Annotated in this window: 18 protein-coding genes; 14 read left to right on the top strand and 4 right to left on the bottom strand. The window is 62.1% G+C overall.

Going from position 1 to position 14,698, the window contains the following annotated elements; translation table 11 throughout:
- Nucleotides 1–4: 4 nt before the first annotated feature.
- From SAZ10_RS21985 to SAZ10_RS21930, 12 genes are all read left to right on the top strand, one after another.
- The gene (locus SAZ10_RS21985) at nucleotides 5–1,054 is read left to right on the top strand and encodes a flagellar hook-associated family protein (protein WP_318611503.1); all 1,050 of its coding nucleotides are present in this window, start codon (nucleotides 5–7) and stop codon (nucleotides 1,052–1,054) included.
- 36 nt (nucleotides 1,055–1,090) lie between these two features.
- Nucleotides 1,091–1,438, top strand: coding sequence for a flagellar biosynthesis regulator FlaF (flaF, locus tag SAZ10_RS21980; RefSeq protein ID WP_318611502.1), 348 nt, complete (start codon nucleotides 1,091–1,093; stop codon nucleotides 1,436–1,438).
- Nucleotides 1,435–1,893, top strand: coding sequence for a flagellar biosynthesis repressor FlbT (flbT, locus tag SAZ10_RS21975; RefSeq protein ID WP_318611501.1), 459 nt, complete (start codon nucleotides 1,435–1,437; stop codon nucleotides 1,891–1,893). Before flaF ends, flbT begins: the two co-directional genes overlap by 4 nt.
- Nucleotides 1,890–2,318 (top strand): flagellar hook assembly protein FlgD, encoded by a 429-nt coding sequence (gene flgD, locus SAZ10_RS21970; protein ID WP_318611500.1) that lies wholly within the window; start codon nucleotides 1,890–1,892, stop codon nucleotides 2,316–2,318. The genes flbT and flgD overlap by 4 nt, the downstream gene beginning before the upstream one ends.
- 18 nt (nucleotides 2,319–2,336) lie before the next feature.
- A complete protein-coding gene (fliQ, locus tag SAZ10_RS21965; protein ID WP_318611499.1) occupies nucleotides 2,337–2,603 on the top strand; it encodes a flagellar biosynthesis protein FliQ in 267 nt (88 codons plus the stop codon).
- Between the two features lie 259 nt (nucleotides 2,604–2,862).
- On the top strand, nucleotides 2,863–4,950 hold the full coding sequence (gene flhA, locus SAZ10_RS21960; RefSeq protein WP_318611498.1) for a flagellar biosynthesis protein FlhA: 2,088 nt from the start codon (nucleotides 2,863–2,865) through the stop codon (nucleotides 4,948–4,950).
- The gene (fliR, locus tag SAZ10_RS21955) at nucleotides 4,947–5,699 is read left to right on the top strand and encodes a flagellar biosynthetic protein FliR (protein WP_318611497.1); all 753 of its coding nucleotides are present in this window, start codon (nucleotides 4,947–4,949) and stop codon (nucleotides 5,697–5,699) included. The genes flhA and fliR overlap by 4 nt, the downstream gene beginning before the upstream one ends.
- 1 nt (nucleotide 5,700) lies before the next feature.
- Nucleotides 5,701–6,087, top strand: a complete 387-nt coding sequence (locus SAZ10_RS21950; RefSeq protein WP_318611496.1) for a hypothetical protein — start codon at nucleotides 5,701–5,703, stop codon at nucleotides 6,085–6,087.
- Between the two features lie 107 nt (nucleotides 6,088–6,194).
- Entirely contained in the window at nucleotides 6,195–6,743 is a 549-nt protein-coding gene (locus SAZ10_RS21945; protein WP_318611495.1) for a rod-binding protein, read from the top strand.
- Nucleotides 6,744–6,814: 71 nt separating this feature from the next.
- Nucleotides 6,815–7,237 (top strand): hypothetical protein, encoded by a 423-nt coding sequence (locus SAZ10_RS21940; RefSeq protein WP_318611493.1) that lies wholly within the window; start codon nucleotides 6,815–6,817, stop codon nucleotides 7,235–7,237.
- Entirely contained in the window at nucleotides 7,234–7,785 is a 552-nt protein-coding gene (locus SAZ10_RS21935; RefSeq protein ID WP_318611492.1) for a hypothetical protein, read from the top strand. The genes SAZ10_RS21940 and SAZ10_RS21935 overlap by 4 nt, the downstream gene beginning before the upstream one ends.
- 160 nt (nucleotides 7,786–7,945) lie before the next feature.
- Nucleotides 7,946–8,227: an SCP2 sterol-binding domain-containing protein gene (locus tag SAZ10_RS21930; protein WP_318611491.1), complete on the top strand. Its 282-nt coding sequence runs from the start codon at nucleotides 7,946–7,948 to the stop codon at nucleotides 8,225–8,227.
- Between the two features lie 208 nt (nucleotides 8,228–8,435).
- Here the strand turns inward: SAZ10_RS21930 and SAZ10_RS21925 are convergent, their stop codons facing one another.
- The 4 genes from SAZ10_RS21925 to SAZ10_RS21910 all read right to left on the bottom strand — a co-directional run bounded on the left by SAZ10_RS21925 (nucleotide 8,436) and on the right by SAZ10_RS21910 (nucleotide 12,090).
- On the bottom strand, nucleotides 8,436–9,197 hold the full coding sequence (locus SAZ10_RS21925; protein ID WP_318611490.1) for a DeoR/GlpR family DNA-binding transcription regulator: 762 nt from the start codon (nucleotides 9,195–9,197) through the stop codon (nucleotides 8,436–8,438).
- Between the two features lie 241 nt (nucleotides 9,198–9,438).
- Nucleotides 9,439–10,095, bottom strand: coding sequence for a methionine ABC transporter permease (locus tag SAZ10_RS21920; protein WP_318611489.1), 657 nt, complete (start codon nucleotides 10,093–10,095; stop codon nucleotides 9,439–9,441).
- A complete protein-coding gene (locus SAZ10_RS21915; RefSeq protein WP_412535267.1) occupies nucleotides 10,076–11,167 on the bottom strand; it encodes a methionine ABC transporter ATP-binding protein in 1,092 nt (363 codons plus the stop codon). Before SAZ10_RS21915 ends, SAZ10_RS21920 begins: the two co-directional genes overlap by 20 nt.
- 113 nt (nucleotides 11,168–11,280) lie before the next feature.
- A complete protein-coding gene (locus tag SAZ10_RS21910) occupies nucleotides 11,281–12,090 on the bottom strand; it encodes a MetQ/NlpA family ABC transporter substrate-binding protein (protein ID WP_318611488.1) in 810 nt (269 codons plus the stop codon).
- 536 nt (nucleotides 12,091–12,626) lie between these two features.
- On the opposite strand from SAZ10_RS21910, the gene SAZ10_RS21905 reads away from it, so the two are divergent.
- Together SAZ10_RS21905 and SAZ10_RS21900 are read left to right on the top strand one after the other, a co-directional pair.
- The gene (locus SAZ10_RS21905) at nucleotides 12,627–12,971 is read left to right on the top strand and encodes a PilZ domain-containing protein (protein WP_318611487.1); all 345 of its coding nucleotides are present in this window, start codon (nucleotides 12,627–12,629) and stop codon (nucleotides 12,969–12,971) included.
- Nucleotides 12,972–13,224: 253 nt separating this feature from the next.
- Entirely contained in the window at nucleotides 13,225–14,694 is a 1,470-nt protein-coding gene (locus SAZ10_RS21900) for an acetyl-CoA hydrolase/transferase family protein (protein WP_318611570.1), read from the top strand.
- Nucleotides 14,695–14,698 lie beyond the last annotated feature (4 nt).

The raw sequence follows: 14,698 nt of genomic DNA, 5'->3' as shown, positions 1-14,698 counted from the left end.
CAAGATGAAATCGACATTCGTTTCGACTGCTGCCGTTTCCCAAGCCCTGCGCTATTCACTACTGCGCATGCAGAGCGATCTGACCAAGGCTGCAAAGGAAGCAACGACCGGTCGCGTCTCCGATCTTGGCCTGGCACTCGGCGCCCGGACTGGATACTCGGTATCGCTCTCTCGCGATCTCGATCGGCTGAAGGGGATCGTAGACACCAACGAGCTTGCATCATCGCGGCTTTCGACGACCCAGGACGCGCTGACGCAGATCACCACCGCCACGAAGAATTTCATGTCCACCTTGATCACCGGCTCATCGGGAGGAACGACGGCGGCGGTCGTGCTCGCAGATGCCGAGAGCACACTGAAGTCATTCAACTCGGTTCTGAACACCAGCTTCAACGGCGAGTATCTGTTCGCGGGCATCAATACCGACGTCGAGCCGATCAACGATTTCATGGATCCCAGCTCGCCCAACAGGGTGGCATTCGACACGGCCTTCTCTACCTATTTCGGCTTCCCCTCGAGCGATCCCCAGGCCGCCAATATCACGGCGGCCCAGATGGACGGGTTCCTGACCACCGTGGTCGAACCGCAGTTCCTCGGCGCTGGCTGGCAAGGCACATGGTCCAACGCGACCGACGAAGGCATCACCTCGCGGATCTCGCTCAACGAAACAGCCGAAACCTCGGTCAGCGCCAACGAGCAAGGGCTGCGAAAACTGGCGATGGCCGCGGCAACCGTATATGTCGCCTACAGCTCGAATATGAGCGATGCTGCTCGCCAGTCGGTCGTCTCTCATGCGGTAAGCATGCTTGGCGAGACCATCGCCAACGTTGCCGATCTGAGCGCAAAGACCGGCATCATCGAGAATCGGGTCACGAACGCAACCGATCGCATCAAGCTGCAGGTGGATCTCTTCCAGAAGAACATCCTCGATATTGAGGGCGTCGATCCCTACGAAGCCGCGACCCGCGTTTCGCAACTTCAGCAGCAGATCGAGACCTCATACGCCCTTACTGCAAGAATGCAGCAGCTCAGCCTCGTGAAATACCTGACCTGAACCGTGCAGCTTGGACGCCGAACAAACGGACGCAAAATGTATCAGTTCTCATACGCGGAAATTCAGTCAGACTCGGTGGCCGACGCCAAGGATCGCGAAAGGCAGCTGCTCACGCGCTCCATCGACCTGCTCGCCGTCGCGCACCACAAGGGGAACGACTCTGTGGAGGCCATAGAGGCCATCCACTTCCTCAATCGGGTCTGGACCTCCTTCATCGAGGACCTCGGAAGTGCCGAGAACGAGCTGCCGATCGAGCTTCGCGCCAACCTGATTTCGATCGGGCTATGGCTCCTCCGGGAGGCCGAAGAGGTGCGCCAGGGCCGTTCGAACAATTTCGAGGGGCTGATCGAGGTGTCGCAGATCATCCGTGACGGCATACAATGAAGCGCACCTTGAAGATCTCGTTGAAGCCCAACGAGAAGATCTACATCAACGGCGCTGTGCTCCGCGTCGACCGGAAGGTCTCGATCGAGCTCCTCAACGATGTGCAGTTCCTGCTTGAAAACCATGTGCTGCAGGCCGAGGACGCCTCGACGCCGCTCCGCCAGCTCTACTTCATCGTGCAGGTCATGCTGATGAACCCGGAGGGTGCCGACCAGGCGCTCGGCATTTTCCGGAAGTCGCTGCCGTTGCTGATCGCAAGCTTCACCAACGAGCAGGTGCGCACAGCCTTGAAGAACATCGACAGGCTGGTCAACCAGGGTGAAGTTTACGAGGCGCTGAAAGAAATCCGGGCGCTTTACGCAGTCGAGAATGAAATTCTCAATCAAGGCAGGCAGGCGGCGCCGATGCCCACGGAGAGCCGTGAACTGCTTGCTGCAGAAGGGATCAGAAGATGACCACCATCGCTCCCGTCTCCAATCCGCCCGCGTCGAACCCGAGTTCGCAGACAGACGCAACGTCGAAGACCAGGGTCGACTACAATTCCTTCCTCAAGCTGCTCGTCGCGGAGCTGAAGAACCAGGATCCGACCAAGCCGATGGAATCGACCGACTTCGTCGCCCAGCTCGCCACCTTCTCGCAGGTCGAGCAGAGCGTCCAGTCGAACGCCAAGCTCGACCAGATCCTGCAGTCGAATACCCTCACGCAGGCGGGCTCGCTGATCGGCCGCGAGATCACCTCTGCGGACGGCAAGACGAGCGGCATCATCTCGCAGGTCAAGGTCTATTCCGACGGGCTCATGGCCATCCTCAAGGACGGCAGCCAGCTCGTCGTCGGGCCCGGCGTGACGATCAAGGATGCGAGCAGCCAGCCCGCAGCCTGATCTGGTCCAGGCATACCCATGAACGAGGCAGATGCTCTCGACCTGGTGCAGTTCGCTATCTGGACGGTGCTGACCGCGGCGGGCCCGGCCGTCGGCGTCGCCATGCTCGTCGGCATCGGCATCGCGCTCTTGCAGGCACTGACGCAGGTCCAGGAAGTCACGCTGACTTTCGTGCCGAAGATCCTCGCAATCCTGATTGTCATCGCATTCTCCGGCTCCTTCATCGGCGGCCAGATCTCGGCCTTTTCGAACGTCGTGTTCCAGCGCATCGAAAACGGGTTTTAGCTAAAGCGTCCAGCAAATCGCTAGAACACAGGCGCTGCCCCTCACCCTCACCCTCTCCCCGTCAGGACGGGGAGAGGGGGCGGCAACGTCTCAGAATCCCCTCTCCCCGTCTTTCACGGGGAGAGGGTGAGGGGCAGCGCCAACCTCAGAACAGAAGGCCCTAGTCACGCCAGAACACCCCCGCGCAAGCTTCCGCGACTAGCGTTCCCCGCACCGCGTGCCGAGGGCGCGCCGCTTCGAAACAGGTCAGCGTCGGCTCATGGCGATCAGCGAAAGCATTCAACCCAAACAGGCTGCGGGCAATGGCCGCGACGTGGGCTTCGCGATCGGCATCATCATCATCTTGTCGGTGCTGTTCCTGCCGATCCCGGCCTTCTTCATCGACATGGGCCTGGCCGTCTCGATCGCGCTATCGGTGCTGATCCTGATGGTGGCGCTGTGGATCCAGCGGCCACTGGATTTCTCCTCGTTCCCGACCATCCTCCTGATCGCGACGATGCTCAGGCTGTCGCTCAACATCGCCACCACCCGCATGATCCTGTCGCATGGTGGGGAGGGGACGCAGGCGGCGGGCTATGTGATCAGCGGATTCTCGCAACTGGTGATGAGCGGCGATTTCGTCATCGGGCTCATCGTCTTCATGATCCTGATCATCGTCAACTTCATCGTCATCACCAAGGGCGCGACCCGCATCGCCGAGGTCGGCGCGCGTTTCACCCTCGACGCCATTCCCGGCAAGCAGATGTCGATCGACGCCGACCTGTCGGCCGGCATCATCAACGAGAAGGAAGCACAGCTTCGGCGGCGCGAGCTCGAGGAGGAGAGCTCGTTCTTCGGCTCGATGGACGGTGCGTCGAAATTCGTGCGCGGCGATGCGATCGCCGGATTGATCATCACTGCCATCAATATCGTCGGCGGCATCATGATCGGCTATTTCCGCCACGGCATGGCAATCGGCGAGGCGGCGGATGTCTTCGTCAAGCTGTCGGTCGGCGATGGCCTGGTCACGCAGATTCCCGCGCTCATCGTGTCGCTCGCGGCCGGCCTGCTGGTGTCGAAGGGCGGCACTCGCGGCTCGGCAGACCAGGCGGTGTTCGGCCAGCTCGGCGCCTATCCGCGCGCCCTGCACGTCGCGGCGCTGCTGCTCGCCGTGCTGTCGCTGATGCCGGGCCTGCCGATGCTCCCCTTCCTGGTGCTCGCCTGCTCGATGGCCGGCATCGGCTATATGATCCCCCTGCAGAACCAGCGCCGCGCGGCCGAAGCCGAGAAAGCGGAAAAGGCAAAGCAGGCGTCGAAGGAAGAAGAAGAGCGGAGCTCCGTCAAGGCTTCGCTCAAGACGGCCGAGATCGAGCTTCTGATCGGCAAGCAGCTCTCCACCAAGCTGCTCACCTCGCATCAGGAGCTCGCCTTCCGCATGAGCAAGATGCGCAAGAAGTTTGCCACCCAATACGGCTTCGTCGTCCCCGAAGTGCGCCTCAGCGACGACTTCAGCATCCCTTCCAAGAGCTACCAGATCAAGGTGCACGGCACGGTGGTCTCCGAGTATCAGGTTCGCATCGGAGAGGTGCTGGCGCTGCTCGGCAACCGCCCGGCGCCGGATATTCCCGGCGAGGAGGTGCGCGAGCCTGCTTTCGGCATGCGCGCCTATTCCGTGCCGGAGACGTTGAGCGAAGATCTGAAGCGCGAGAACTTCGCCTTCGCCGACAACATGTCGGTGCTGCTCACGCACCTCTCCGAGGTGATCCGCAACAACCTGCCGCAGCTCCTGTCCTACAAGGACATGAAGGCGCTGATCGAGCGGCTCGACCCGGAATACAAGAAGCTCACCGACGAGATATGCACTTCGCATATCACCTATCCCGGCCTGCAGGCCGTGCTGAAGCTGCTGCTCGCCGAGCGCGTCTCGATCCGCAACCTCCACCTGATCATCGAAGCGATCGCCGAGATCGCGCCGCATGTGCGACGCACCGAGCAGATCGTGGAGCATGTACGCATCCGCATGTCGCAGCAGATCTGCGGCGATCTTTCCGAGAACGGAGCGCTGAAGGTGCTGAGGCTCGGCAACCGCTGGGATCTCGCCTTCCATCAGAGTCTGAAGCGCGACGCCAAGGGCGAGGTACGTGAGTTCGATATCGATCCGCGGCAGCTCGAGGAGTTCGGCCAGGAAGCTTCTAAGGCGGTGCGTGCTCACATCGACGCCGGCGAGCGCTTCGTGATCGTCACCGCGCCCGACGCTCGGCCCTATGTGCGCATGATCATCGAACGCCTGTTCCCGACATTGCCCGTGCTCAGCCATGTCGAGATCGCCAAGGGAGTCGAGATCAGGGTGCTCGGCACGATCTCGTGAACGTCGCTCTCCAGAGCATCATCATTGCCGCCTTCCTGGCGTTCTGCCGCGTCGGCGGCTGTTTCATGCTGATGCCGGGCCTGTCGAGCGCCCGCGTACCGTTGCAGGTGAGGCTGTTCGTGGCGCTCTCCGCAAGCGGAGCGCTCCTCATCCATCTGTGGGACCGCATCGCCCCGTTTGCGACGCGCGAGCCGACAGTGCTGCTCGTGCTCATAGCTTCGGAGAGCCTGATCGGCGCCCTTATCGGGCTGATGGCGAGGCTCTACGTGCTTGCCCTGCAGTTCATCGCTTCGTCGATCGCCACCTTGATCGGCTTCGGCGCGGCGGGCGGCGCCGGCATCGAGGAGGTGGAGCCGCAGTCGGCGCTCGGCTCGATCATCTCGTTCTCGGCGCTCATGCTGCTCTTCGTGTTCGACTTCCACCACGAGATCATCAAGGCGCTGGTGATGTCTTACGACGTCGCGCCGATCAGCGCGATGTTCAACCCGCAATCGGCGCTCGTGGACATGACAGACACCGTGTCGGAATCCTTCATGGTGATGATCAGGCTCGGCAGCCCATTCATCGCCTATGCGATCCTCGTTAATCTCGGCATCGGCTTCATCAACAAGCTCGTGCCGCAGATACCGGTCTACTTCATCTCGCTGCCTTTCGTCATCGCCGGCGGGCTGATCCTCCTCTATTTCGCAGTGCCGACCCTGCTCAGCCTGTTTGCCGACGGCTTCGTCGACGTAACTATCGGGCGGTGAGATGACGACGCGACGAGAAAGATTGCAGAAGCTTGCGAGCGTGCAGGAAAAGCTCAAGGCGTTCCATGAAATGCGGCTGGCAGGCTTTCGCGCCGAGGCCTTGGCTGCCGAGCGAGAAGCCAATGCGATGCGCGAGGCGTTCGATATGGGCGACTCGATGTCGGCGCTGTTTCCGGAAATCTACCATCGCCGCATCGAGCGAGCACTCGATCGAGCGGCGGCCAACATGACGCTGGCCGAAGCGGAGGCGATGCAGCTCGCGGCCGCAACCGCGCGCAGCAACATGGTCGATCGGGCCTATCGGAGCGTCACCCGCCAGGAAGAGCGAGCGCAAGCGGACCGCGAAAGGCTCGAAATGATCCTGCGCGGGCGGCCCAAAGGAAGATGAATTCCGCACCGCAGTAAGCGCGTCGGATTGCGGAATCCAAAGTCAGGCTGCGGCAAGCTTTCACCGTCATATTCGTCGTTGTCGAAAGAGAAAACGGAGCATCTCAATTGGCGATTTCCCCCCCAAGCGACATTGTGCTGGACGTAGCACGCGCGGTCGAGCCGGAGGCGCTCGAGGCTGCGCGTGCACGGCTTGCGAGCCGAGGCGCCGCAGCCGGGCCGAGCGAGGCCTTCTCAGTTGGCGACCTTCGCAGCTCGGGCTTGGCCGACGCAGCTGCGGCTGCAGAAGCAACGCCCGAGACCTACAGGAAGTTCGAGGCCATGGTGCTCTCGACCTTCGTCCAGTCCATGCTGCCCAAGGGGGCTGGCGCGGTCTATGGCGAGGGGCTGTCGGGCGATATGTGGAAATCACTGTTGTCGCAGCAGCTCGGCACCGTGATCGCCGATCGCGGCGGGATCGGCATCGCCGACCGCCTGCTCAAGGACCACTATTACGAGGGCGACACGAAGGTGGCCATGTCAGGCGTGTCCGGCGGCCCGGATAAAGCGCGCCTCGACCAGGAGCACAGCCTGTCGGCGGCGTTGGTCCAGGAGATGCAGCGGCGGCTGACGTCCGACATTACCGGCGAAGCCAGTCCGCCGGCCGCGAGCCGCTAGAGCAGGATGAATTCGGCGGGGTTTTCATCCTACCCTAGCTCTTTGTTTCCATCATCAGGGAGTAGATCGATATGGTCGATCAGACGCAACCCAAGGACGAGTCGGCGCGCGCCGAAAGAGCTGCCGACTTGCCGGCGCCGCGATCGGCGGGCCATGCAGGGCTCGCCAGCATCATCAGCCGCATCGAGCAGGCCGTCGAAGAGGAGACTGTCGCCATGCGTACCGATACGAGCTTCGACCTGAGGGCCTCGAACGCCCGCAAGAGCCGCTATCTCTACGAGCTGTCGAGGGCGGTCAAAAACAACGGCGGCGCCGAGCTTGCCGACGAGCAGCGCGCGGCGATCGTGAGGCTGCGCGAGAAGCTCGCCAAGAACGAGGCCGCGATCCTTGCCCACCTCAGCGCCGTGAACGAAGTGGCGACGCTCATTCAGGGGGCGATCCAGCGCGCCGAGGCTGATGGCACCTATTCGGCCGGAGAGTTCGCCCGGCGATGATCAAATTCATTGTCGCCGGTCTGTGGATCTGCGCCGCCACCATCGGCGCAGTCTTCTTTTCTTTCCAGATGTCCGGCGCCAAGGGCGCGCCCGAGCCGCCACCTGCGCTGCTCGGCGGGTTGGACTATGTCAAGACCGAGGTCCTGTCGGTGCCGGTGCTGAAACAGGGCGGCGTGGTCGGCTATTTCCTTGCCCAGCTGGTCTATACGGTCGAACCGGAGAGGGCGAAGAAGCTGTCGGTGCCCGCCGAGACGCTGTTCAGCGACGAGCTGTATACCTACCTCTTCGCCAATCCCAGCATCGACTTCACCGAGACCAAAAAACTGGACCTCGACCAATTTCGCAACGGCGTCAGGGAGGCGATCAACAAGCGGCTTGGAGAAGATCTGATCCACGACGTGATGATCGAGCAGGTCGACTATCTCTCCAAGGAGGAGATCCGCAACAACATGCTGCGCCGGAGTCTCATGGGCGATGAGAGGCCGGAGACCGCCAAAGCGAAGGACGCGGCCGCCGCGGAACAACCGGCCGAAGAACCGGCTCATTAAGAGCTGGCCATTTGTTCTTGTCGTCAGACCGCGGTAGAGGTTGGCCGCCGGGGACAGTTTACTTTTTGCCGCGCGAAGGCGCGGTATTTCACCCAGGTCGCACTCGCGGCAAAAGGTAGACTGTCCCCTCAGTCCCACGCGATATCGATAGGAGCAGGTCATGGGAATTGAGGACATCGCCGCGAAGCTCAAGCCACGCGTCGAAAGCGGAAGCTTCGATCGGTCGGTGAAGTTCGATACGGGCGGCGACGGCGTCATCGTCATCGACCGCAATACGATCTCGACGACCGATGGCCCTGCCGACTGCACGATCAAGCTGTCGCTCTCGGATCTCGAGGATCTCATGTCCGGCGAGCTTAGCCCGACGACTGCCTTCATGACCGGCAAGCTCAAGATCGAAGGCGACATGGCAGTCGCCATGGCGCTGCAGCAGCTGATTTAAGGACTGCGCCAAGCTGGAGCACCCCCGTACCCCTTCGCTGCGGTTCCTTGGGATGCATACCGTGAGTCACGCTGCGTTCCGCTACGCTTCACTGCGCGCGACCCACGGCATGCATCCGTAGGAACCGCAGCAAAGTGGTGCAGGGGTACTCGAAGAGCGCGGCCGTGCCGGAAGAAACGCAACCGCCCGCCCACATCACGCGGCATTGCTACCCCGAAACATGCGTCGTCACATCGGCGGCCTTCAACGCCTGCATCAGCGTCTCCGAGGGAGGCATGTCGGTGACGACATGGTCGATTTCCTCGAGAGCTGCGATGCGCTCGAACGCAACCTTGTCCAGCTTCGTGTTGTCGAGCACCAGAATGGTCTGGTCGGCCTGCCTGATCATCGTCCGCTTGATCCAGACCGAGGCGGGGTTGAAGTCGCTCGGCCCGTCATTGTCCAGCCGGCTGGCGCCGATGATGGCGTGATTGACGCGGAACTGCGTAAGGTAATTGATCGCGTCGGGGCCGGTCACGCCGCCGTCGCCTGAATCATATTCGCCGGGGCAGACGCGGATCCGGATCGACGGATTCGTCGCCAGCGCGGAAGCGACCCCGAAGCTCGTCGTCACGACCGTGATGTCCTTCAATTCCGCCGCCAGGCGCCGCGCGACGAAGATCGTGGTCGCACCGGCATCGATCATGAGACTGTCGCCGTTGCGGATCAGGTGAGCGAGCGTCTTTGCCATTGCGGCGCGCTGCTCCTGGTTGGAGAGATAGCGGTCGCTGAGCAGCGGCTCGGGGAGCGCCGTGCCAGTCGCACCGCCATAGGTGCGGCTGATCAATCCCCTGGCGCTCAGCTCGTCCAGGTCGCGCCTGACGGTCTCCGTCGAAACGGCGAATTTAGCGGCAAGCTCGACGATGCGGATGGCAGGCGTCGCCCGCAATTCGGCGAGGATGGTCTCCTGCCGCTGGGACTTCGATCTCATTTGAGGCGTGGCTCCTGTCACCAGAGCAGGTCAATGGAGCGAACACATTCAACCCGCTCTAACTTTTGTTTTGCCGCATGATCTATCCGAAACGTTGCAACTTCCGGGATCACGCTCTGGCCCGAGCGATCGCCGGTCCGGCGCCGCCACGGCTTCGGACCGGATTGCTACAGCAATCGTTTACGCGAAAGAAGCTGAATTTCGAAGCAGGCAGAAAGCCGACTAAGAATCTGGCTCGGGATCAGCCTCGGCGATCGAGGCGGGCGACCAGGCGGTCACCGACCCATTGGATGCCGCTGACAAGGATGATCAGCACGACCACAACTGCGACCATGACTGCGGTCTCGAAGCGCTGGTATCCGTAGCGAATGGCGAGGTCGCCGAGCCCGCCGGCGCCGATCGCGCCGGCCATCGCCGAAGCCCCTACGAGCGTTACCAGCGTCACGGTGAAGCCGGCGACGATGCCGGGCAGCGCCTCGGGAACGAGGACTTCGCGTATGATCGTCCAGCGATTGCCGCCCATGGCGCGTGCGGCTTCGATCAGCCCGTGATCGACTTCGCGCAGCGAGACTTCCGCAATGCGGGCATAGTAGGGCGTTGCAGCGATGGAAAGCGGAACGATTGCCGCCCAGGTGCCGATCGAAGTGCCGACGATGAAGCGTGTCACCGGGATCAACGCGACCAGGAGAATGATGAAGGGAACCGAGCGGAAGCCGTTGACTACGGCGCCGAGGGCGCGGTTCACCCAGAGGTGCTCGGCAATGCCGCCGCGGTCGGTGGCGACGAGCGCCAGCCCAAGAGGCAGGCCGGCGACCAGCGAGATGAAGCCCGATGCCGCGGTCATCAGCACCGTTTCCCAGAGCGAGCGCAAGAGCAGCTCAATCATTATCGGAGACATAGCCGACAACCTCCGCGCGGGCGCCGCGCCCCTTGAGAAAATCGAGTACCTGCTTCACATGCCCGGCGTCGGCGGGAATGCCGAGGAACAGGCTTGCCACCGGCTGCTGCTGGACATGATCGATGCCGCCATGGATGAGCCGGAAAGAGCCCGGCACGGTGGTGGCGAGATCGGACAGGAGCGGCTGTCGAGCGATCTCTCCGGCGATGTCGACCCGCAGGACCGCTTCTGGGCCAGCCGACTGGGAAAGTCTGGCCGCAATCTCTTCGGGCAATTGTGGACGGATGCCGCCGAGGAGGCTTTTGGTGATCGCCGACCGCGGATCTGCAAAGACGGACCATACCGGACCTTGTTCGACAATGCGGCCGGCGTCGATCACCGCGACTCGGTCGGCGATCGAGCGTATCACTTCCATCTCGTGGGTGATCAGCAGGATGGTGAGGTCGAGGCGGCGGTTGATGTCCCTGAGTAGTGCGAGGATCGAACGCGTCGTTTCCGGGTCGAGCGCGGAAGTCGCCTCGTCGGAGAGGAGCAGCGCCGGGCGTGCCGCGAGCGCTCTGGCGATGCCGACGCGCTGTTTTTGTCCGCCCGACAGCGAGGCAGGATAAGCCTTCGCCTTTTCGGAGAGGCCGACAAGGTCCAGGAGCTCGGCCGCGCGTGCGAGACGCTCCGCCTTCGAGCGCCCTTCGATCTTGAGCGGCAGTGCGACATTGTCCTCGACGGTCTTGGCCGACAGCAGGTTGAAATGCTGGAAGATCATGCCGATGCGCCGGCGCAGCGGCTGCAGCTCGCGCTCACCGAGCCGGGCGATGTCGCGCCCTTCGACGATGACCTGGCCGGAGTCCGGCCGCTCGAGCCCGTTCAGGCAACGGATCAGCGTCGACTTGCCGGCGCCGCTGCGGCCGATAATGCCGAGGATCTCGCCTTTGCGAACGGTGAGCGAAACTCCATCCAGGGCAGCGGTCGCACCGAACCGGCGCTTGAGATCGACCAGGCGCACGACATCTTCCTGCGGGGCGGCAGCATCGGCCGGCGGCGTGTATTGCGTCTCTGCGGAGAAATGCTGGTTCAACGCAGGTTCTTCCCTGTGGTTATTGGAGGGGAGCATCCGACATATATAGACCGGCGGCCCGCGCCTTCGACGCGGACCGCCTTTTTTCAGTGATCAGTTGCCGGACAGGCAGGTCAGTACGCGCTAACGCCGGTGCCCTTGTAGACGCGATCGAACTCGGCCTTGACCGTGTCGTTCTGGTAGGACTCGACCAGCGTCTTCACCCAGGGCTCATGCTCCGCGCCGGCTTTCACCGCAATGAAGTTGCGATAGGGATTGTCGGCGATCGGCTCTTGGGCGATGCGGTTTTCCGGAGTGAGGCCGCTCTTCAGCGCCCAATCGGTATTCACGACCGCGGCATCGAGATCGTCGACGGACCGGCCGACGATGCCGGCGTCGAGCTCCTTGATCTCGATGTTCTTCGGGTTCTCGACGATGTCGGCGGTCGTTGCGAGAATGCCCGTGCCTTCCCTTAGCTTGATCAGCTTTTCGTTCTGCAGGACGATCAGCGCGCGGCCCTCGTTGGACGGATCGTTAGGCACGCCGATCACGGCGCCGTCAGGCAGGTCCGCGACTTTCGCATGCTTCTTGGAGTAGAGGCCGATCGGCCATACGGCGGTGTAGCCGACGGGGACGATATGATAGCCCTGCGTCTGGATCTGCTGGTCGAGATAGGGCTTGTGCTGGAAGGCATTGGCGTCGAGCTCACCACGCTCCAGTGCCTCGTTCGGCTGCGTGTAGTCGTTGAAGACGACGGGCTCGATGGTGAGGCCGCGCTTGGCGCCTTCCTGAGCGACGACGCGCCAGACGTCCTCGTCCTCGCCCGCCATGATCCCGACCTTGACCACCTTCTTGTCGTCCGCCGAGGCCGGAACCGGCGCGGCGATGGCGATCACCGCAAGCGAGGAGGCCAGAATTGCGGCGAGGCTCGCGCGCCTTGTCATCGCTCCGGAAAGGAGACGGCGCGAAACTTTCGTAAGGTCAACCATAATAGCCCCTGTTGGATGGACGAGACGGCAACGCGATGTGCGAAACCTCGGTTCCCATGATGTGAAATGCACGTCCTTTCATCAAAGGACTGCTTTGCCTGCACATTGCCCGGGCAGGAATTTTGTCTCAAAGATTGCGCAGACAAGGGCAGAACAGACCCTTCTCTTCGCAGTTGCGAGATGGCTGGTGCTGCGGGACCCGTTGTGCCGTCGTGAAATGTGATGACGCTTGGTCCTTAAGGCGGCTTTCGGGTCAGGCTCGGGAAGACAGAGCATGCTCCATGCGCAGCAAAACGCGAGATGAGCTCGAATCTTCTCAGCTAGCTTGAGAATGGCTGAAGCATTCGTGCAAGGCTGCAGCCACTTTTTTCAGAACAAGCGGACTTTCGTATGCAAATGATCACAGACGCACTTCCAAGGCGCGTCGCCATCAGAGGAGCGCCCTGGCTCTACGCAGGCGATGCTAAATTATAAAGGTTTTGATTAGAAATTTGGAATACAACAGTTCACGGCTGGACTCTAGCGAGGCACTCATGAGCGTAGATCTGAGGCGAGCACCAAGACACAGCTGTCGCGTCCCGGCGCAGGTTCGCGTCCGCGGCAAGAGCTACCCCGGCTTTATCGTCGATGTGTCCGAAACCGGCGTGCGGGTGGTTGGCGACCAGTTGAAAAACATTTCGACCGGTGATCGCATCGAGCTTTTCAGCGAGGACCTTGGCTGGATGACCGGAGGCGTGCGATGGCAATACCGCGGCACTCTCGGCCTGAAACTGGAAGAATCCAGCAATACAAGGGCGAAGTTCGAAGCCTTTCGGAGAAACTTCGCGACGGCCTGAACAATAGGAACGCTGAACCGCTCCCCGAACGGCGTAAGGCCAGTCCGTATAGCTCCGACCGGCGAGAGCACTGAGCTTTCCCCGGATGCCGTCTCCGGCTGTGCCCAGGTGGCCTTCGATTTCGACTCCCGTAGCTTTCGATTTGATTTGCCGCAATTCCCTTCCGGCGCCTACACGATATGAGCCACGGCTTGCAGGGAGCAAATCTGTGGATCAGAAACGGATTGGTCGTATCGATCTGCGTAGCAAGATGATGAGCGCCGACGCTGCGGCTGCCTTCATCACCTCCGGGAGCACGGTTGGCATGAGCGGCTTTACCGGCTCCGGCTATCCGAAGGCTGTGCCGCTTGCGCTGGCAGCGCGGATCGAGGCCGAGCATGCGGCCGGCAATCCCTTTCGCGTGCGGGTGTGGACCGGTGCCTCGACAGGCCCCGAATTGGACGGCGCGCTGGCGAAGGCAGACGGCATAGAGTTTCGCCTGCCGTACAACTCCGATCCGGTCGCGCGCGAGATGATCAATCGCGGCGAGATGGAATATTTCGACATGCATCTGAGCCAGGTTGCGCCGATGGCGTGGCAAGGCTTTCTGGGGCCGCTCGATACCGCCGTCATCGAAGTGACGGCGATCAGGCCGGACGGTGCGCTGATCCCGTCATCCTCGGTAGGCAACAACAAGACCTGGCTCGACCGTGCCAGCCAAGTGATCCTGGAGGTCAACAGCTGGCAGAATGCCGCGCTGGAAGGGATGCACGACATCTATTACGGCACTGCGCTGCCGCCCAATCGCGTACCTATTCCGCTCGTGCATGCCGGTGACCGGATCGGCGAGCCCTGTTTCCGCTGCGACCCCGGCAAGATCGTCGCGATCGTCGAGACCGATGTTCCAGATCGCAATCTTCCGTTCGCGCCATCGGACGATGTCGCGCGGGCGATCGCCGGGCATCTTCTCGAGTTCTTCCGGCACGAGGTGGCGAAGGGCCGTCTTCCCGCCTCCTTGCTGCCGATCCAGTCCGGCGTCGGCAACGTCGCCAATGCCGTCCTCGGGGGGCTGCTCGATGGTCCGTTCGAGAACATGACCGCCTACACCGAGGTGATCCAGGACGGCATGCTCGACCTGCTCGCTGCCGGTAAGCTGCGCGTGGCCTCGGCGACTGCGTTCTCGCTGAGCCCGGAGGCGGCGGCAAGGCTCAATGCCGAGATGGCAAGATTTCGCGACAAGATGATCCTTCGACCTCAGGAGATCAGCAATCATCCGGAGCTGATCCGGCGACTGGGTTGCATCGCCATGAATGGCCTGATCGAAGCCGACATCTACGGCAATGTGAACTCAACCCACGTCATGGGGTCGCGCATTCAGAACGGCATCGGCGGGTCGGGCGACTTCGCGCGCAATGCCTATGTCTCGATTTTCATGACGCCTTCAACCGCCAAGGGCGGCAAGATCACTGCGATCGTGCCTCAGGCGAGCCATGTGGACCACATCACCCAGGACGTCCAGGTGATCGTCACCGAGCAAGGACTGGCGGACCTGCGAGGCCTCTCGCCCAAGCAGCGCGCGAAACTCATCATCGAGAACTGCGCCCATCCCGACTACAAGCCTGGGCTGCTCGACTATTTCCGGCGTGCCAGGGCGCATTCCTACGGCCAGCAAACGCCCTCGCTGCCGGGCGAAGCCTTGTCCTGGCACCAGCGGTTCATCGATACAGGATCGATGCTAGGATAGGGCG

This window comes from Mesorhizobium sp. BAC0120 (genome assembly GCF_033542235.1).
GTDB lineage: Bacteria > Pseudomonadota > Alphaproteobacteria > Rhizobiales > Rhizobiaceae > JAWRCU01.
Note: the sequence above shows the minus strand (reverse complement) of the source record. Positions and strands in the feature narration are given on the sequence as shown.